This window comes from [Brevibacterium] flavum (assembly GCF_019317305.1).
Lineage (GTDB): Bacteria > Actinomycetota > Actinomycetes > Mycobacteriales > Mycobacteriaceae > Corynebacterium > Corynebacterium glutamicum.
The window spans coordinates 3,172,386-3,190,912 of the sequence record NZ_CP079240.1; the positions used below are offsets into that span (position 1 = coordinate 3,172,386).

22 protein-coding genes are annotated in these 18,527 nt (G+C 61.1%); 11 read left to right on the forward strand and 11 right to left on the reverse strand.

The genetic code is table 11. The features are described from left to right. Window positions 1–363 precede the first annotated feature (363 nt). From KW808_RS15225 to KW808_RS15255, 7 genes are all read left to right on the forward strand, one after another. Window positions 364–630: an SHOCT domain-containing protein gene (locus KW808_RS15225; protein WP_003862069.1), complete on the forward strand. Its 267-nt coding sequence runs from the start codon at window positions 364–366 to the stop codon at window positions 628–630. Further along, window positions 627–2,120: a multicopper oxidase family protein gene (locus KW808_RS15230; RefSeq protein ID WP_499652311.1), complete on the forward strand. Its 1,494-nt coding sequence runs from the start codon at window positions 627–629 to the stop codon at window positions 2,118–2,120. Before KW808_RS15225 ends, KW808_RS15230 begins: the two co-directional genes overlap by 4 nt. After that, on the forward strand, window positions 2,087–3,388 hold the full coding sequence (locus KW808_RS15235; RefSeq protein WP_003862071.1) for an APC family permease: 1,302 nt from the start codon (window positions 2,087–2,089) through the stop codon (window positions 3,386–3,388). Before KW808_RS15230 ends, KW808_RS15235 begins: the two co-directional genes overlap by 34 nt. 236 nt (window positions 3,389–3,624) lie before the next feature. Then, window positions 3,625–3,867 carry a YgaP-like transmembrane domain gene (locus KW808_RS15240; protein WP_003862072.1) on the forward strand — a complete coding sequence of 81 codons (243 nt, stop codon included), beginning with the start codon at window positions 3,625–3,627 and terminating at the stop codon, window positions 3,865–3,867. Then, window positions 3,864–4,175: a hypothetical protein gene (locus tag KW808_RS15245; RefSeq protein ID WP_003862073.1), complete on the forward strand. Its 312-nt coding sequence runs from the start codon at window positions 3,864–3,866 to the stop codon at window positions 4,173–4,175. The genes KW808_RS15240 and KW808_RS15245 overlap by 4 nt, the downstream gene beginning before the upstream one ends. 103 nt (window positions 4,176–4,278) lie before the next feature. After that, window positions 4,279–4,989 carry an IS6-like element ISCef5 family transposase gene (locus tag KW808_RS15250; protein WP_003862074.1) on the forward strand — a complete coding sequence of 237 codons (711 nt, stop codon included), beginning with the start codon at window positions 4,279–4,281 and terminating at the stop codon, window positions 4,987–4,989. 65 nt (window positions 4,990–5,054) lie between these two features. After that, window positions 5,055–5,375 (forward strand): hypothetical protein, encoded by a 321-nt coding sequence (locus KW808_RS15255; protein ID WP_231107861.1) that lies wholly within the window; start codon window positions 5,055–5,057, stop codon window positions 5,373–5,375. A 104-nt stretch (window positions 5,376–5,479) separates the two neighbouring features. Here the strand turns inward: KW808_RS15255 and KW808_RS15260 are convergent, their stop codons facing one another. Further along, window positions 5,480–5,869, reverse strand: a complete 390-nt coding sequence (locus KW808_RS15260; RefSeq protein ID WP_003859021.1) for a heavy metal-responsive transcriptional regulator — start codon at window positions 5,867–5,869, stop codon at window positions 5,480–5,482. Window positions 5,870–5,967: 98 nt separating this feature from the next. Between KW808_RS15260 and merA the strand changes: the two genes are divergently transcribed. Beyond that, window positions 5,968–7,389, forward strand: a complete 1,422-nt coding sequence (merA, locus tag KW808_RS15265) for a mercury(II) reductase (protein ID WP_003859023.1) — start codon at window positions 5,968–5,970, stop codon at window positions 7,387–7,389. Window positions 7,390–7,648: 259 nt separating this feature from the next. Here merA and KW808_RS15270 read toward each other — a convergent pair whose 3' ends face one another. After that, complete coding sequence (locus KW808_RS15270; protein WP_499652315.1) at window positions 7,649–8,239, reverse strand: cadmium resistance transporter; 591 nt, start codon at window positions 8,237–8,239, stop codon at window positions 7,649–7,651. Continuing rightward, window positions 8,239–8,598 carry a Cd(II)/Pb(II)-sensing metalloregulatory transcriptional regulator CmtR gene (gene cmtR / locus KW808_RS15275; RefSeq protein ID WP_011013963.1) on the reverse strand — a complete coding sequence of 120 codons (360 nt, stop codon included), beginning with the start codon at window positions 8,596–8,598 and terminating at the stop codon, window positions 8,239–8,241. Before cmtR ends, KW808_RS15270 begins: the two co-directional genes overlap by 1 nt. A 349-nt stretch (window positions 8,599–8,947) precedes the next feature. Between cmtR and KW808_RS15280 the strand changes: the two genes are divergently transcribed. Both KW808_RS15280 and KW808_RS15285 read left to right on the forward strand, forming a co-directional pair. After that, window positions 8,948–9,574 (forward strand): recombinase family protein, encoded by a 627-nt coding sequence (locus KW808_RS15280; RefSeq protein WP_003860174.1) that lies wholly within the window; start codon window positions 8,948–8,950, stop codon window positions 9,572–9,574. 461 nt (window positions 9,575–10,035) lie between these two features. After that, the gene (locus KW808_RS15285; RefSeq protein ID WP_034983343.1) at window positions 10,036–11,076 is read left to right on the forward strand and encodes a hypothetical protein; all 1,041 of its coding nucleotides are present in this window, start codon (window positions 10,036–10,038) and stop codon (window positions 11,074–11,076) included. 22 nt (window positions 11,077–11,098) lie between these two features. On the opposite strand, the gene KW808_RS15290 is transcribed toward KW808_RS15285, so the two are convergent. Next, the gene (locus KW808_RS15290) at window positions 11,099–11,809 is read right to left on the reverse strand and encodes an IS6-like element IS1628 family transposase (protein ID WP_010889963.1); all 711 of its coding nucleotides are present in this window, start codon (window positions 11,807–11,809) and stop codon (window positions 11,099–11,101) included. 177 nt (window positions 11,810–11,986) lie between these two features. Here KW808_RS15290 and KW808_RS15295 point away from each other — a divergent pair, with 177 nt between their 5' ends. Further along, complete coding sequence (locus KW808_RS15295) at window positions 11,987–12,229, forward strand: hypothetical protein (RefSeq protein WP_003860232.1); 243 nt, start codon at window positions 11,987–11,989, stop codon at window positions 12,227–12,229. Between the two features lie 247 nt (window positions 12,230–12,476). Here KW808_RS15295 and KW808_RS15300 read toward each other — a convergent pair whose 3' ends face one another. The 7 genes from KW808_RS15300 to KW808_RS15330 form a co-directional block, all read right to left on the reverse strand. Next, window positions 12,477–13,124, reverse strand: coding sequence for a vitamin K epoxide reductase family protein (locus KW808_RS15300; RefSeq protein ID WP_003860230.1), 648 nt, complete (start codon window positions 13,122–13,124; stop codon window positions 12,477–12,479). A gap of 10 nt (window positions 13,125–13,134) precedes the next feature. Further along, on the reverse strand, window positions 13,135–13,818 hold the full coding sequence (locus tag KW808_RS15305; protein ID WP_003860228.1) for a DsbA family protein: 684 nt from the start codon (window positions 13,816–13,818) through the stop codon (window positions 13,135–13,137). 41 nt (window positions 13,819–13,859) lie between these two features. Then, window positions 13,860–14,192, reverse strand: a complete 333-nt coding sequence (locus KW808_RS15310) for an ArsR/SmtB family transcription factor (protein WP_074495768.1) — start codon at window positions 14,190–14,192, stop codon at window positions 13,860–13,862. Between the two features lie 144 nt (window positions 14,193–14,336). Next, complete coding sequence (locus tag KW808_RS15315; RefSeq protein ID WP_034983345.1) at window positions 14,337–15,086, reverse strand: M23 family metallopeptidase; 750 nt, start codon at window positions 15,084–15,086, stop codon at window positions 14,337–14,339. Window positions 15,087–15,252: 166 nt separating this feature from the next. Beyond that, window positions 15,253–15,894 (reverse strand): IS5 family transposase, encoded by a 642-nt coding sequence (locus tag KW808_RS15320; protein WP_499652320.1) that lies wholly within the window; start codon window positions 15,892–15,894, stop codon window positions 15,253–15,255. Next, the gene (locus tag KW808_RS15325; protein WP_003860220.1) at window positions 15,884–16,252 is read right to left on the reverse strand and encodes a transposase; all 369 of its coding nucleotides are present in this window, start codon (window positions 16,250–16,252) and stop codon (window positions 15,884–15,886) included. The genes KW808_RS15320 and KW808_RS15325 overlap by 11 nt, the downstream gene beginning before the upstream one ends. 116 nt (window positions 16,253–16,368) lie before the next feature. After that, on the reverse strand, window positions 16,369–18,429 hold the full coding sequence (locus KW808_RS15330; RefSeq protein ID WP_499653077.1) for a bifunctional copper resistance protein CopD/cytochrome c oxidase assembly protein: 2,061 nt from the start codon (window positions 18,427–18,429) through the stop codon (window positions 16,369–16,371). Between the last annotated feature and the right edge of the window lie 98 nt (window positions 18,430–18,527).

Consider the following 18,527-nt stretch of genomic DNA (forward strand, 5'->3'; position numbering starts at 1 on the left):
GCTCTGCCTCATTGTCGCCCTGACAGGGACCGCTCCCCAGGTGTGAGACACCCAGGGACCAATCGATGGGTGAGCCGGGTTCAACCACCTACCCCACATACCCCATAGGGGTATAATTGGAGGTGTTCCAGTGAGCACCAGCAACGAATATGAAGAGGAGAAGATGTCTATCCAGCCTCGCAGTAACCTTCCGTTGGAAGCGATCGCTGAATCCTGCACGTGCTGCTCCACACCCAGACCCTCGGTGCCGATGCCGATCCACGGTCTCCAGACCGACCGCCACGCCCCGCACCCGGCGCCACCACCCCCCAGACACCGGCGGGCCACACGCTCGGGACTGAGAAGTAGCGAAGGACGATCGCGATGATGTGGAACAACGGGATGGGTTCGGGAATGGGCTGGATGTGGATCTTCTGGCTCTTGGTCATTCTGGGCACGGTGGTGGTCACCGTCGTCCTGGCGAAAGCGTTCACCGGCGGCCGGGGCCAGACCGGAGGGCATGAGCATGTCAAAACCGGGGAACGCCCGCGCCAGCCGCGAGAGATCCTGGACGAACGCTACGCCCGTGGAGAGCTAACCACCGAGGAGTACCGGGAGCGACTACACACTCTGGGCGAGGGACGGCAGTGAGCGAGCTGGCCCGACGGCAGCTCCTCGCACTGGGTTTGGCAGGGGCCGGCACCGCCACCGTGGGCGGGGCCGGCCTGTGGTGGACCGTCAGTGAGGGCAACACCACGAACAGTGGTGGCTTCTCCGACGGTGGTGACGACCTTCTCGAGCCGGACGTGGTGGCCAGTCGGGACGGTGTGCTCGATCTGGAGTTGGTCGCCGCCCCCGCCCGGGTCAAGATCGGCGGGCGAAACGCAAACGTGCAGGCGTTCAACGGCACACTCCCAGGCCCCACCCTGCGCGTTCGGGGCGGAGACACGATCCGAGTGGCGATTGCCAACGAACTCGACACCCCGACCAACCTGCACGTACACGGGTTGCACGTCTCCCCCGAGGGCAATGGCGACAACCCCTTCGTCAGCATCTCCCCCGGCGAGTCCTTCGACTACGAAATCGTCCTGCCAAACGACCACCCGCCCGGGACTTTCTGGTACCACCCCCACCACCACGGCCATGTCGCTGACCAACTGGCGGCCGGACTCTACGGAGCGATCGTTGTTGAGGACCCCGAGCCGGTCCCGGTGTCCCGTGAGCGCACCTTGGTCGTCTCCGACATCACCCTCGACGGCACTGGCAACCCGGCTGCCGCGTCCCCGCCCGAGAAGATGATGGGCCGTCAAGGCGAGATAGTGATGGTCAACGGCCAGGTTCGGCCCCGGGCCACCGCTTCGCCGGGAGAGCGAGAGCAGTGGCGGATCGTCAACGCCTGCCCGTCCCGCTACCTGCGCCTGACCCTGGATGGTCAGTCTCTGCGCCTGCTCGGCCGTGACACCGGCCGCCTACCCGAACCTGTCGACCTCACCGAGGTGACGCTGGCTCCCGGAAACAGAGTCGAACTCCTGGTGGACGCTCGCCAGGGCACCTCCACTCTGCTCAGCATCCCGGTGGACCGCGGCGCCATGCCTGGCATGATGGGCGGACCCATGGCCGGTGCGTTCCCGGCGGACGACGAGCCGATCGGTCTGCTCACGCTGGACGTGACTGGGCCCCCGGCGGACGAACCCGATCCCGTGCCCGCGGGACCGGCCCTGCGGGACCTGCGCACCGCACCGGTAACTGCCCGTCGAACCCTGGAATTCGCCATGGGCATGGGCCTGGGCCGTGGGATGCACGGAGCCGAATCGATGATGTCGTTCACCATCAACGGCCGACAGTTCGACGCCGACCGAAACGACATCACGGTCCGCGCCAGAACTGTGGAGGAATGGACCCTGACCAACACCAGCCCCATGGACCACCCAATGCACCTGCACGTGTGGCCCATGCAAGTCCTCGACGACGGCGAGTCACCCACCTGGCAGGACGTGGTCAACATTCCGGCCTTCGGCCGCGTCACCATCCGCGTGGCCTTCGACGACATCGTCGGCCGCACCGTCTACCACTGTCACATCCTCGACCACGAGGACCTCGGCACCGCATGGATCGCAGCGCCCAGTCCTCGAACTCACTGACCCTCACTGGATCCGTTGCGCTCGGGACGGGGGTGATGATCGGGGCGGGCATTTTCGCCCTGGTAGGGCAGGTCGCCGAGCTGGCCGGGGGGTGGATGCCGTGGGCCTTCCTTTCCGGGGCAGTGGTGGTGGCCTTCAGCTCCTACTCCTACATCCGCTACTCAGCCACCAACCCTTCCTCGGGCGGAATCGCGATGCAACTCAAAGCCGCGTATGGACCCGGGGTCGTGGCTGGCTCGGTTTCGCTGTTCATGTACGTGTCGATGATCCTCGCCGAGTCCCTTCTCGGCCGAACCTTCGGTACCTACATGCTGCGACCGTTCGGGATGCAGGACTCCGACGTGTGGGTCCCGGTGCTGGCCGTCCTCGCCATCGCCGGCGCCGCACTGGTGAACCTGGTGGGCAACCAACTAGTGGAGCGCTCTGCCACGGTCACCGCAGCGCTCAAGATCGTCGGCATCGCGGTGCTGGCGATCGCGGGAATCCTCGCCGCGGGACTCTCCTCCCTGCCCCGGCTCATTACCGCCGCTGGACGCACGCCACCAGACCAGGGATGGGTGGGCTTTCTCGCCGGTGTCACCCTATGCATCCTGGCGTACAAGGGGTTCACCACGATCACCAACCACGGCGGGGATCTGAAGAACCCCAAGCGCAATATCGGCCGCTCAATCATTATTTCCATCGCCCTGTGCACGGCGCTCTATCTATTGATCACCGTCGCAGTCACTGCGAGCCTGACCGTGCCAGAGATCATCGAGGCCCGCGACTACGCACTGGCCGAAGCAGCCCAGCCGATGTTCGGCGACTGGGGCATGAGAATAACCGTGCTTATCGCGGTGGTCGCCACACTGTCTGGACTGATCGCGAGCCTATTCTCAGTCTCGAAGCTCTACGACATGCTCCGAGAAATGGGCCAAGCCCCGGGCCTGCCCGGCCGGCCAGGACATCAGTCGCTCTACATCACCGCCGGGCTGGCGATCGTGATGGCCGCCTTCTTCGACCTCTCCCAGATCGCCTCCCTTGGCGCTATCTTGTATTTGGCCATGGACATTGCCATCCACTTCGGGATCATCCGCCGTCTCAAAAACGACGTCGCCGCCAACTCCTGGATCCCGTTGCTCGCGATCATCCTTGACCTCGCGGTACTGGTGCCCTTCCTGCTCACCAAGAGCCAATCGGACCCGTTCACCCTCGTCATCACCGCGCTAGTGGCCCTAGCCATCGTCCTCGCCCAGTGGCTCGCCGTGCGACACCACCAACACCAGTGAGAACACAGAGCACACCAGAGACTCCAACCAACCCAGCGCGATTCAGGCCGCACGACGCGCGTCCGCTGAGCGCGTTGAGGCGCGCATCTCCCCACACTTGTGGCACACGCCGTACCGGCTTCACCGAACCTTCACGTGAAGGACAGTTCGTCCTTCACAAACACTTGGCAGATTGGGGGTGTACCGATCAATGGTCCCGTGCACTCGGGGCTGGATCGAGCACCCAGGAGGAAACGATGCAGGCGAGATGGAGTATCAACATCACCCCTATCGAAAGGGGCGCTCGCATCGTGTTGGGTCTTCTCGGTGTCGTTGGCGGAGGAATTCTGCTCAGCCAGGCGGACTCCACGGGCGCGGTGATCGTGGAGCTGTTGTTGATCGTGGCTGGTCTGGACCTGATCGTCACTGGTGGGACCGGGCACTGTCCACTGTGCAAAAAATTGGGCCGCCGCCCGCTTCGGAAAGGACACCCCTCATGAGCGAGCAATCACCCCAGGAGCGACGGCGCCAGCCACTAGACGCGCCCCCTGATCAGCCCCCCGTTGCGGGGTCGGCTTCCCCCTACAGCGATGGGCCTCTGGAAGAGCAGTACCCGCCCGAGCCCTCGAAGCCCGGACGCTCCGGTCATCGTTGGATGATGCTCGCGTGTTGTGTCCCGATGCTCGTTCTTGTCGGGGTCCTGCTGGTGACCGGGGTCGCAGGCACCGGAGTGATCGTGTTTGGCGCGCTGTGCGTGGCGATGATGGGCCTGATGATGTTCGCAATGCCCGGTGGCCACGGCCATTAACCCGCCACTACACGCTCCTGGGATCCAATCGGCTCAGCATTGAACCGACGGTGCTGTTGCAAAGTTCGGGCGACAGGAAGACCTGCGTGAAATAATCACAGCCATGGGCATCTTCTCCGGTCGTCATTTCCCCCGTGAAATCATCCTGTGGGCGGTCCGGTGGTACTGCCGCTACGGGCTCAGCTACCGCGATCTGGAAGAAATGATGACCGAACGCGGCGTACCGGTCGATCACAGCACCATCTACCGCTGGGTCCAGAAATATGCTCCTGAGCTGGACAAGCAGACCCGGTGGTACCGACAAGTCCCGGATTGGCAGGCCCGGTCCTGGCGGGTGGACGAGACCTATATCCGGGTCGGGGGAAAGTGGTGCTACCTCTATCGGGCCATCACCGCGGGCGGGCATACCCTGGATTTTTACCTGTCCCCAAAGCGTAACGTCGCCGCAGCGAAGCGTTTCCTGGCCAAGACCCTGAGGTCGAACACGATAACCGGGTTCCCGCGGGTGATCAACACCGATAAAGCACCCTCCCTGGCCAGGGCAATCGCCGAGTTGAAGTCAGAGGGAATCTGCCCGCAGACCGTGGAACACCGGCAGGTGAAATACCTCAATAACGTCATTGAAGGAGATCATGGGCGGCTGAAACGGATCCTCGGACCGAAGGGGGCGTTCAAAAACCGGACCTCGGCGTACCGGACGTTGAAAGGGATGGAAGCGATGCACTCATTACGGAAAGGCCAGGGCGCGATGTTTGCCTACGGGCAACCGAACCCGGATGCGGTGATCGTCAGCCGGGTGTTCGAGGCTGCCTGAGAACGCCGACCCGCAGCGAGCATCAGAGGATGAAGACTGGGTCGTCACGGCTCTCCGCCTGAAGTTTGCAACAGCACCGTTTTGATAAGACGAAAAGCATACTTACGCAAGTTATCAGCGACCCTAATTCATCAGAAGAAAGTCGCCGAGATGCTTTCGATCGGCTAGAACGCCTTGACGACAAGCTTATGGAGCATGACGTCAACAACAAAAGATTTAACCTGCAATCACTGCAGATAAATAAAGAAGCATTTATTATAGGCTCAGTTTTGGTTGCGAGTGCTGTGGTGGCAACTATTAATCCAGAGGCCAAGAATTTTTTGGCTCAAAATGCACCAAAGGTATTATCCTCAACGGCCAAAATGTTACTTCCAGGTAAGAAATAGTCCTTATTTAAAGATCGATCCTGGTGATCAATCCTGCCATCTTTGCTCTCGTCGAGCTGCAACTCTCGCATAGCGTGGTTGCTAAGGAGGTGTGCCCAATTGGATTACAAGTACCTACACACTTGATCGGTGCTGCACGTTTCAGGGTCCGGGTGCGCGGCGTCCTGTCTGAGGTCCGCGATAGTGTCGCGCAGCACGGAGAGCTGCGCGATCTGCTGCTCGATCTCAGCGAGGCGCACGTCAAGCAGGTCGCGCACGTGCTCGCAGGGCGCATGGCCGCCGTCGCGGATGTCGAGGATCTGGCGGATCTGGGCGAGGGTGAGGCCCGCGGCCTGGCCGCGGTGGACGAAGTCGATCCGAGCGACCGTCTCGGGCGCGTAGTCGCGGTATCCGGACGGCGTGCGCTCGGTCGGGGGAAGAAGGCCCTGTTCCTCGTAGAAGCGAAGGGTCTTCGCGGTAGTGCCCGCCCTCTCGGCGAGTTCTCCGATCCGCATTGCTGTCTCCCTCCGTGGCCGCGCTTGACCTTCCCCTGTACTGGAAGGTCCAGTATGGCTGAGACAGAGCAGAAAGCCAAGAGTTGACAGGAGCAGCGATGCCTACGAAGTACGATCTCGCCATCATCGGATCGGGAGGCGGCGCGTTCGCCGCTGCGATCCGCGCCAGCACGCTCGGAAAGTCGGTGGTGATGATCGAGCGCGGGACGCTCGGCGGCACCTGCGTGAACACGGGCTGCGTCCCGTCGAAGGCGCTCATCGCCGCGGCCGGCGCGCGGCACGTCGCCGTCGACGCCGCAACCCGGTTCCCCGGGATCGCGACGACGGCGGATCCCGTCGACATGCCCGCGCTGATCGCTGGGAAGCAAGCGTTGGTGGAGTCGCTGCGCGGCGAGAAGTACGCCGACGTCGCCGACTCCTACGGCTGGCAGGTCCTCCGCGGCGACGCCTCATTCGTGGGCACCCCTGATGCGCCGGTTCTCGATGTTGCCGGAGCCGACAGAAGCGTCGAGACCATCGAGGCCCACCACTACCTGGTCGCGACTGGTTCTCGCCCGTGGGCACCGCCGATCGACGGCCTGGAGGAGACCGGATACCTGACCTCGACCACGGCGATGGAGCTGACGGAGGTCCCCGAGTCGCTGCTGGTGCTCGGCGGCGGCTACGTCGCCCTGGAGCAGGCGCAGCTGTTCGCCCGCCTCGGCTCGCAGGTCACGCTGCTCGTGCGGTCCCGGCTCGCCTCGAAGGAGGAGCCGGAGGTGTCGAAGGCGCTCCAGGAGGTGTTCGCCGACGAGGGCATCCGCGTCGTCAGCCGCGCAGTGCCCACCCGGGTCTCCCGCGGCACGGGAGGCGAGGCCGTCGTGACCGCCGCCGTGTCCGGCGGCTCGCAGGAGTTCCGCGCCGACCAGGTCCTGGTCGCCCTCGGACGCCGTCCCGTCACCGATGGCCTGAACCTCGATGCGGTCGGGGTGAAGACCGGAGACTCCGGCGAGGTGGTCGTCTCCGACCGGCTGCAGTCCTCGAACCCGCGGATCTGGGCCGCGGGCGACGTGACCGGGCACCCCGAGTTCGTCTACGTCGCCGCCCACCACGGCACCCTCGTCGCCGAGAACGCGTTCGCCGACGCCGACCGGTCCGTCGACTACGCCCGCCTGCCGCGGGTGACGTTCACCGGGCCCGCGATCGGCGCGGTCGGGATGACCGAGAAGGACGTCCTCGCCGCGGGGATCCGCTGCGACTGCCGCGTCCTGCCCCTGCACCACGTGCCCCGCGCCTTGGTGAACCGCGACACCCGCGGGTTCATCAAGATCGTCGTGAACGCCGAGACGAACGAGATCCTCGGCCTGACCGCCGTCGCCAAGGACGCCGGGGAGCTCGCCGCCGCAGGCGTCCACGTGCTCGGCAGGACCGTCGCCGAGGTCGCCGACGCCTGGGCCCCCTACCTGACCATGGCCGAGGGCATCCGGATCGCCGCGAAGGCCTTCACCACCGACCCGTCGCTGCTGTCGTGCTGCGCATGAACGGCAACGCAGGCAATCGGGGAGATCTCATCCTGAAGAGGTGCAGACGATGAGCGCCCCTCCCCCTTGGTGGCTCCTGTCGGTTTTGAGATAAAGATGATTCGATAGGGCATACCCCAGAGCAACAGGTGGCACACACCCTAAAACCGCTGTGACTTGCAGCTTCGTTTGGCGGTTTTTCCGCAGCTTCGAAATGGCGGTTCAGTCGACGCCGATGACAACACCTGGATAGGCCACCCGGGCGCCCGGGATGGGCTTATTAGAGACCGAAGGCGCCGCCGCTGACGAGGATGAAGATGCCCAGGCCGATCAGGACGATCGGGAACAGCACGTGCTCCCAGCGCTCAAGGACTTCTGCGATGGGCGGGCGGGTGGCCACGAACTTTGCCAGCAGGACCAGGCCTGCCACCAGGACGAGGAAAACGATGCAGTAGATGATGACGGCGGCAGTGTCCACGTTGAGGAAGACCGGGACGTAGACGCCGATATTGTCGCCACCGTTGGCAAACGTCACACCGGCGACGGTCAGCACACCCACCTTTTTCCCGGCGATCTCCGCATCATCATCGTCGTCATCATCGCTTCGCCAGGCCTGCCAGGCCGCCCATAGTCCCAGGGCCAGGGGAATTAGTCCGAAGTACGGGATCGCCTCAGCAGGTAGGAATGCTCCTGCCCCCAGCGTGACCAGGACTGCGCGAGGATGCCCATGAAGCCGAGGTACTGACCAGCCAGAATCCGAAGCGTGGTCCCTTTTGCCCCGCCCCGCGGGCAAAAACAGCGAGAGCACGATGATGTCGTCGATATTGGTGGCGATAAACAGACCAATCGCCGACAGTAGACCGGTTACCACTACGCACTCTCCTGTCCAGTGACACACCCAGGTACGGCGCATCCGGCGTCGATGCATTCGGCGTTGTCATCGACGGCCAGGGTGATATCCAGCAACGCGTTCAACGCCTGCGCCAGATGAGCATCAACGATCTCGTAGCGGGTCTGTCGCCCCTGCGGTTCGGCGACAACAATTCCGCAGTCCCTCAGGCAGGCGAGATGGTTCGACACGTTCGAGCGCGTCAGTTCCAGATCCTGGGCGAGAGCGGCCGGGTAGGCCGGCCCCTCCAGCAGCGCCAGGAGAATGCGGGAACGAGTCGGATCCGCCATGGCCCGACCCAACCGGTTCATCACGTCTAGACGAGAAGCAATAGTCAGCATGTGCTGAACTATACAGCTGTTGCTGAACTAACTTCAACATAGGGTGGCGTCGTTGCCAGAGGTCGTCTGCACTTTCAGGCTGAGGCCTTCACTGCGCAGGAAGGAAGCGGCTGCCTAGTTGGCGGTGTTCCCGACGTGATTTAAAGGTGAGGGCTATTGCCGGCAGCTTCCGGCCCAGGCCAGTGGCGGCCCACGTACCGATCAAGGTGTCCCACTTCCAAGGAAGTGGGACACCCTTAATGAAACCAATTGAAAATGCATAGTCCCAAGAGAAAACTGTTCCGCAAGCTATTCCAACGAACTGTCTCACGAACCCTGCTACAGAATAGACTTCCGGTACGCTGTGGTCATGGATATTGGTTACGTCCGGGTTTCCACCGCGAAACAAGACCTCGACCGCCAGATCGACGCGCTCCGTAAAGAAGGTGTTGCGGATAAATACATCTACGTCGACAAGAAATCCGGATCCACCACTAATCGGCCCGGACTTCAGCAAGCCCTTGAGCAAGCCCGCGCGGGTGATGTCATCGTCGTTCACACCCTCGACCGGCTGGGCCGCACCGTCCGGGACACTCTCAACTTGATCCATGATCTTCAGGAGCGTGAGGTCGGGGTGCGCACCCTGGCCGATCCCATCAAGGTCGATTCCTCGAATCCGAATGATCCGATGGCGCAGTTGGCGGTGGTGATCCTCTCGCTGTTCGGGCAGATGGAACGCACCTACGCCGTCGAACGCGCAGCCCATGCCCGGGCGGTGGCCGAGGCGAAGGGAAAACGGGTGGGCCGGCCCAGTGTGGTGGACCCAGACAAACTCCGATACGCAGAACACCTGCGCAACGAGGGGTACTCGATGAGCAAGATTGTGGAGAAGACCGGCATCACCCGCTCCAGTCTCTACCGGCACCTGCCACCCCGGCCGGTGGAGCCCCACACCGCCGCAGGCATCCCTGACACCTCACACCCCAGCCTGCGGTGAGGGTTGCTGAACGGGACTTCTGACACTTGTCGTCTTGTGCACGCAGGTAGTGACCAGATAGTGGTCAGGAGGCGTGTGCACAGCCCTGCTGACTAGGCCGTGTTTGTGCCAATCGCCTTCTGGCCCTGACAACGATATTTTTCGATGTGTGTCACATAAACGATCGTTTACGTGACACCTCTAATCACTGTGTCCGCATCCAACAAAATTGTCACTTAACGCGTCATAATACCTATGTCACGTCAACGGTCTGCAAGGGAATGAATGTGACAGTGTTTCCCGGCCTTGCCGAGTTTTTTCCACACCTTTCATATTCTGGCGGGGACGATTGTCACCTCAAGCAGTTGTGCCCCTCGCCGGATATAGAAGTCTTCTAAAAATGCCACCAGCGCCAGCGACTTCTAACTCTGACAAGCACTTTAGATCTGATAAATCTTTCTATTTATATCTAAGGTGGGGTTATGAAGCCAAAGATTCTGTGGGGTGGTGCACTACTAGGGATTATGGGTTTTTGTCTTAGTGCCTGCGCCGATGATGATGTGGAGGCAGCTGAGGCCTTGGTTGAGGTCTTTAACCAAGAGGCCCAGGATCGTGATCTCGGCATTCATTATTGGGTGGGTGGGGTCTCTTCCGTGATTGATGGTCAGACTCCCGACCCCTCGCCCGATATGTCTGCCATAATTTTCGTGGAATCTGATCTGAAGGAATCAGATATGGCAGAGGTCTCTGAAACACTGAACTTATTGGAAGGGCAAGAGCAACGCACCATTACAGAAGGACTGCAGTTTGGATTCTATGTGGTTACTGCCATGGTGAATGGCACACAGGTCGGAATGTCTTCAGGAGCAGATACTGGAACCGATTTAGAGGTGGTCAGCCAGTTGCTAGAGAAGGATATACAGCGCGTCAGCACTGACACTAATGGTTCTTGGGTGGTGGATACCGCCCCCTGCGAGGTAAATGACATCACGTGCCTGGAGGCGCGCACTGATGATGTGGCGACTTCCGTCGACCAGATAGCTGCCCGTCCCGTGACCATCACGGTGCCTGATCACGAAGGGCAGAGCTGGATGGAGCTCCGGGTAGTGCCTGATACGGAGAACCCACTCAGTAAAAACCGTCTGGAGGAGGCAGTAAACCTGGTGAAAGACATAAATGAGCTGGGGGTGAAGGTGAGTTCTCTGGAATTGGGGCATCAAAGCCAACTGTCTATCCACAGCCCTGCAGGTGATGAAGCCATCCTTGCAGCAGCAAGACAGGTGGCGGATCGTGCCCGGGAATTGCCGGAATGGCAGAAGTGGATGCAGCAGAAATTTCTGGAGGGCGAGGTTATATATGGGCCGGTTATTCATGCCCGATCAGAGAAGGGAATACCAGCAGCTGCAGACCTATGGATCAGCAGCAGTTCCATTACCCCTCCACGTAATGAGTGGGAGAGGAATTTGAAGGGTGCTGTTGCAACTTGGGGCGGGAGCCAAGAAGGCTCCGTTTTTATTGTGTGATCAACGCTATGTGCCTGTGTTGTCAGGCCGTCTCGAATACCCGGCTAACAATCACTGCATCCGGATTCGGGTGACCATAGGCAAACATCGTGCCCTGCCCCTTCCGCAATGAGTGCATCGCCTCCATCCCTTTCAACGTCCGGTAGGCAGACGTTCGGTTTTTGAATGCGCCTTTCGGCCCCAGGATCCGCTTTAACCGACCATGGTCGCCTTCAATGACGTTGTTGAGGTATTTCACCCGACGATGCTCGACCGTCGATGGACAGACGCCTTCCGCCTTCAGCTCAGAGATTGCCCTGGCGAGTGAGGGGGCCTTGTCGGTGCTGATCACCCGCGGATAGCCTGCCGATTTATTCGACCGCAGCGTCTTCGCCAGGAAACGCTTCGCCGCCGCGACGTTTCTCTTCGGGGAGAGGTAGAAGTCCAGGGTCTGGCCACCGGCGGTGATTGCCCGATAGAGGTAGCACCACTTTCCCCCGACCCGGATATAGGTCTCATCCACCCGCCAGGACCTGGCCTGCCAGTCAGGAACTTGCCGATACCACCGGGTCTTCTTATCCAGCTCAGGAGCATATTTCTGGACCCAGCGGTAGATCGTGGTGTGATCGACCGGCACTCCCCGCTCGGTCATCATCTCTTCGAGGTCGCGATAGCTCACGCCGTAGCGGCAGTACCACCGCACCGCCCACAGGATGATTTCACGAGGGAACTGCCGACCGGAGAAGATGCCCATGGACCTGATTATTCCACGCCGGTCTTCCTACTGCCCCAACTTTGCAACAGCACCATAGCGAGTAAGCAGAAATTCCTGTTTGCAACAGCACCTCGATGTCCATGTCATCTGTGACAACTACGGCACGCATAAACATCCAACGATTCAGTCCTGGCTGGGAAACATCCCCGGTTCCGCATGCACTTCACCCCGACGTACTCGTCCTGGATCAACCAAGTTGAACGGCTCTTCGCCGAAGTCACGCGAGATCTGCTGCAACGCTCGGAACACCGAAGTGTGCAGGCTTTGGAGAAAGACCTACGTAACTGGGTGAAAGCATGGAAGGGGGATCCCAGGCTGCTTATCTTGGACCAAGACATCAGAGGAGATCCTTGCATCATCGCCCGATACCTGAAACGAATTAACGGCGCAGGACACTAGCCGTGCTTTGTTAGGCGGGTGGGTTCCTCAAGGGGTATTTAAACAGGTAAAATAGAGTGACGAATGTGCCCAGAGAAAACTACCCAGCGTCGCCAGAATATTGGATCCTCGCCCGCCTCTGGATACTGACGGATGAATGACGAAATACCGGATTAGGGTCTTTCTCATGAGGCACCCCGGTTCGTCTTAAGCTCAGTCAAGACGCCCTGGTCCTGGTGTGCAGGGGAAAGGTCTGGTTGGCCGGTGATTACAGACCAGTGAAGACAGTGAAGAAGCGGGAGAACACAGAAACCGCAACAGCGACATAGACCACGGTGATCAGGGTGCCCGCCCACGTGGGGACAAACCGCACCACAGGCCCAGGTGCGGGGATAATCCCATAGACCAGGTTGCGCGCAGTGAGCAGGATAAACAACGGGATCATTACCGCCCACACCACCATGCAATATAAACATAAAACATGGATGACAAACAGAGCTTGGTACCACAGCCAGAATACAAAGAGCAGGCCCATACTCACCCCGACCTGTAGGCCGAGCCAGTACCAGGGGGAAAACCGGGCCCCGGACAGGGCTGCCATCGCTGTGGTTATCACGATGGCGAAGGCGACGATACCGATCAGAGGGTTGGGAAAGCCGAACACTGCAGACTGCCAGGTATCCATCACTTTTCCGCAAGACACCCAAGGATTGATATCACAGCTGGTGACGTAACCGGTATCTTCATAGAGAGCCAGACGCTCAAGCACCAGGATTGCTGAGGCCACCCACCCGATCGCACCGGTGACCAGCATGAGCAGGGCAAACGGCCGGTGTCGGACGAAGACCGGCAGGCTGCGGTGATCCGTCACCGCGGTTTGGGTGGTTCCTTCTTCTGGGGGAGTGGGGTGTGTCATGGGGTTGGTTTTAATCGGTGGCAGCGGCAGCGACTTCGGCACGGAACTGCTCGAGAGATTCGGGGAGAAGGGGCTGGCCGTCGAGGAAGAAGGTTGGGGTTCCACTCACACCCAGCGCCGTGCCATCTGCGACATCGAGTCGGATCCGTTCCTCGGTGGCCGGATCAGCAACGGCAGTGTCGTAGGCGGCCATGTCCAGCCCAAGTTCTTGGGCGAAACCGCGGAAAACCGCGCTTTTATCCTCGGCGGACTCGCCCCACTGGTCCTGGGTTTCAAACATTTTCTGATACATGGCTTCGTACTGTCCCTGCTGGGCAGCGGCTTCAACGGCCGTAGCGGCGGTCAGGGAGTTGCGGTGGCCCGGCAGCGGGAAGTAACGGTTAACGAAGGTAACGGTGTCGGAATGTTCTTCGCGTAGCTCTTCGACGAGCGGGTAGGCCGCCCGACAGGCCTCACACTCAAAATCAAGGAATTCCACCAGCACAGCCTTTTCATTCGGTGCCTGGGACAGCACCCGGCTGTTCTCCCGCACAATTTGGCCGGCATCACTGGCCATGGTCTCCGGTGTCGCACTCTGGGAGGAGTCCGATCGATTGACGACAAAGATGACGATCCCGGCGATCACAATGATGGCTAGAACCGTCCACACGATGATCTTGGCTCTGTGTGAATTCGCGGAAGAGGGGGTGATCATGGAAGTTCCGATCTATTTCGGGGAGTCAAGGGTCGGCGAGATCATGCGCAGGTGCATCCCTCAGGTGAGCAACAATCCGGGTCGATGGTGAGCACCGGGATGAGTAGATCTCCCAATGCATCGCGCAAACGTGGATCGGCCAGCGTGTACCAGACGTGTCGTCCCTCAGGGGTCGAGGTGACTAGACCGCATCCACGCAGGCAGGACAATTGGTTCGACATCACTTGCTTGGAGACGCCCAATTGCTGTGCCAATTCCGATGGCCTCGCCGCTCCATTGCGCAGGGCCAACAAGATTGCCATCCGGGTGTCATCGTAGAGGGCATGCCCAATCCGGGACAACGCCGAGGTATGGGTGACCGTCACCGTATGTATAACCGTAGATAGTACACAATTCTCTGTACTGTTTTTCAACGGGTTCCGTGGAGCCGTTCGAACTTATCGGGGCCATCATCCTCGTAGGAAAGGTGACCACGGGACAGGTGGTGGGCTGGAACCTGAACCCAGGTGGGTGAGGAATTAGAAGGTAATGCCGTGCTCGGCGAACCAAGGCGCTGGGTCGACGGCATCGCTCCCGGCCGGGTAGAGCTCGAAGTGGAGGTGGGATCCAGTGGAAAAACCACGATTGCCCATACCTGCGATCTTCTGGCCCGCGGTGACCTGTTCACCGACGGTGACATCAAGGGTCTCCATGTGCCCGTAGACGGCAATCGAACCATCATCGTGTTGAATGCGGATCCACTGGCCGAAACCGGAGGCGGGGCCAGAATCGATCACCGTGCCACCCATTGCAGCCAGGATCGGGGTGCCGACGACGTTGGCGACATCCAGGCCTTTATGGACGCTGCCCCAGCGCACACCATAACCCGAGGTGAAGGTGCCTTCGGTGGGCTTGACTACTGAAGGGGCGCGAGCAGCCCGCTCGGCCTCGACCCGCTCGTTGTTGTATTCGACGGCCTTAATCAGCTGTTCATCGAGATTGTCGACCGGCTTGTACTCGGCGATCGCCAGAATCTGCGGGACAAGCTCTACGGAGCTTGAGGAAAATGCAGTATCACTGGTGGCGAGCTCAATGTCGCCCACGGTTGACTCGGCAGATGTGGGGGTCTCATCCGGTGTCTGCAGCGTGGCTGCGGCCGCTCCTCCAGCTCCGGCGAAGGAAATCGTGCCAGCGGCCACGGCCACAAGTGCGATGCGCCCCTTCTGAGTCGGCGAGGCGGTGATCTTGCGGTGTCTACCTGGGGTCGACTGTCGAGTCGTGGTCCGCATTGAACTTCTTTCCGTGGTGTTTATCTTTTCATCACAAACAATCACGACGGTATACCCATCGGAGACGATATCGTGATCTTTCTGTTACCTGCGGAAGGTAACATTAGTATTTCAACTCGACAGAGTCCATCCTGGAAGCGTGTATGACGATTTCTTCACACATTCTTTACAATGGCCGCGCTGAAGTTTCCGGCTGATCGATAACTCCCGCGCCACCCCAGCGGGAAATGACCGTTACGTTGAGGCCATCCCCACAAGGGGGATGGTCGCCTAGAGTGTGTTTGATAAATGCTTCAGCCAGGTGACCATGTGCCTTGCACATCACCCCAGCCCGAAACACCACCGATAGCTTGTCGTAGCGGGTGGCCACACCCCGCCACTGCTTGAACTCATAGAACCGGCGTTCCACCACATTACGGCCCTTATAGGACTGCTCATCGAACGCCGGTGGCCGCCCACCCTTGGATCCTTTTCGTTTCCGATTACGCACCCAATCGGCAGGCTCCGGGATGGTGACCTTGACCCGGCGTTTCCGGCACCACGTCCGCACTTCCCGGGATGAATAGGCCTTATCGCCGCGTAGTTCATCCGGCACAGTGCGCGGCCTGCCCACCGGGCGAGGCACCCGAATTCCTTCCAGCAGGGGAACCGCCTGCGGGTTATCACCGGCGTGACCAGGACCGATCAAGGTCACCAGGGGCAGGCACTGGCCATCAACCAGGGCATGGGTCTTGGTTGATAGGCCACCGCGGGAGCGTCCGAACCCGTGGTCAGGCCGCTCGGTCAGCCGATTGTGGTCATTCGACAAAGCCCCCTGTGTGGCGGGTGATATTCGTAGCGTGCTGATGGGCGCGGCTGATCGTCGAGTCGATGCTGACCGACCAGTCCACCAGACCCTGGTGGTCGGCTGCTGCGATCAAGGTGGTCACGATCTCATCGAAGATGCCGTCTTTGGCCATGCGGTTGTACCAGTGGTAGACGGTGTGCCAGGATCCGAAGCATTCCGGCAGGTCACGCCAGGGAATGCCGCAGCGCAGCCGGTAGATGATGCCTTCGAGCATGAGCCTCGGGTCGGAGAAGGGGCGGCCCTTTTTGCCGATGCGATGGGGCAGCTTATCGGAGATCAGGGCCCATTGGTCATCGGTGAGAAGTTGGAAGCGCGACACGGGATCTATGATCCCATGCCGCGCTACCCTCAATTATCAAACACGCTCTAGCCGGAAATCGTCTCACGTTGCTCTACCGCGAGTAGTTCACCGGCCACTTTGAATCAGTCGCGATCTTATTCTGCTGGCACTGCTAGTGGTGCCTGATCGTGGGGTCGTCTCCTGATGTCGCGCCACTGGCGGATCAACAGGATGATCGCCAGGAGCAGGGGAATCCCACCGATGGCCCAGGCGGTGACGGCGGCGTGCTGGTCGGCAAGCAGGTCGATGTCCCAGGGCAGGAGGAGCGAGCGGTAGAACTCCTCGCCCAGGATCGTGTCCAGGCGCAGGAGATAGACCCCGACGAGCAGGTGGACGGGCAGGGAGGCAACCAGCCAGCCCAGGCGGACGGTGGCTGGGCGCCGGCGCGGGATCGGGTCGGGTCCGAGCATCCCCCAGACGTAGAAGCAACCGGAGACCAGGAGCACGGTGTTCATGATCAGCTGCCCCGCGTACTTGGAGATCAGCAGCTCATAAAGCGGGATGAACAGGTACATGACGTAGAAGAACACCAGGAACTGCAGGGTGTTGACCACCGGATGGGTGATCACCCCCACCAACCGGCTGCGGGTGAAGGCGCGCACCCAGTCGTGGATATTCGGCCTACCCGGGGCCCCCGGGGCGAAGGCGGTCATCAGCAGGGTCAGCGGGGCACCCATCACCAGGAAGATGGGGATGACCAGCGACAAGATGATGTGGCCGACCATGTGCACCGAGAAGACCGCGGGCATATTCAGCCCGATCCCGGAACTCATCGTCACCAGCAGGGTCACACATCCGGCCAACCACCAGGCGGTGGGGGTGCTTGACCAGGTGTGACCTGTCTGGCGGGTGCGCCACACAGCGGCCAGATAGCCGACGGCCAGCAGCAGGGCGAGGGCACCAAACAGCAGGTCAAAGCGCCACATGCCCCACACGTTGAGGATGGTGGGCTTCTCGGACAGCTCGTAGCCGAGCTTGGTGACCATCTGCGAGAGGTTCGGGATGCGCGGTGGGGGCGGCGGGGTGCGCCCCATGGTGATGGCGATACCGGTGACCGCCGCCATGACAAGCACCTCGACGATGGCGACCTGGCGGAACAGGCGGCGATCAGCGGGGTTGGCCTGCACCTGCGGAATGACCCACGCCCGGTGGATCCACCCGAAGACACCGAGGATGATCACGCCGATGGTCTTGGCCACGATGATTAACCCGTAACGGGTGGTCAACAGATCCGTCAGCTCGATGCGGATGGCGGCGTTGACCAGCCCGGACACGGCCATGACGATGATGGAGACCAGGGCGATCATCGAGTAGCGGCGCAGCGCAATATCCAGGTCAGGTCCCAGGCGACGCCCGTGGGCGAGCAGGGCCATGAGTCCGCCGACCCACAGGACTAAGAAGACCAGGTGCCACAGGTAGGAGTTGGTGCCGTGGTCGTGGTTACCGCCCGAGGAGGAGTGTCCTGTCAGGCCCAGGGGGATGATCATGAGGATTGACCCGAGGAGCAACAGTGGTTGGGTGATCCACGCCCGGCTCATCAGGCCCGTACAACCGGTGACCAGGGCAATAAGGGCGACGATCAGCCACACCTGGGCCATGACCACCTGCTCGACGGCCACCGTCAGGGTCTCCAGGCCCAGTGTCTGGGCCAGGGGGGTGCCGGAGACATCTGAGAGCACCAGCGGGATCATCAACAACGCGATCAGTCCGAAGCAGATGGCCGCGACCGCACCGGTACGCGAGGCCAGGTGCCCGTCCACACTCAACGAGGCCTGGTGCAGGCGGTCGTGATCACCGCCGGGCAACCGTGGGGAGATGAGGAAAGCAGCGAACAGGAAAGAACCGGCCGACAGGGCAGCGAGCATCCAACCGACCGCACGGAAAAACGGCAACCCGAAGGTGGTCGCGATGCCCGGGTTGGGGATCCCCAGGGCCGCGAGGGATTCACCGAGGAAGCTGTAGGCAACCGTCCCGCCGATGGCACCGGCGACGGCGAAAAAGAGCAGGTACAACGGCCACGTGGGGCGCACCCGCTCCTGAGGCCGGCTCCCGATGGTGGGGGTCGTCCCTGTGGTCGTATCCGTGGCAGTGGGGGTGTCATTTACCGGGTGGGTCATCTGTGTCCATTTCGCCGTCCATGCCGCCTCCGCTCTCATGGTGTGCTCGGAAGCGGGCGTGAGGTTCACCCTAATGGGGCCTGCGGGTGTTCTTGTACATTACCCAGGGACCGGTCTCTTCCCCGGTTCGCACCCTG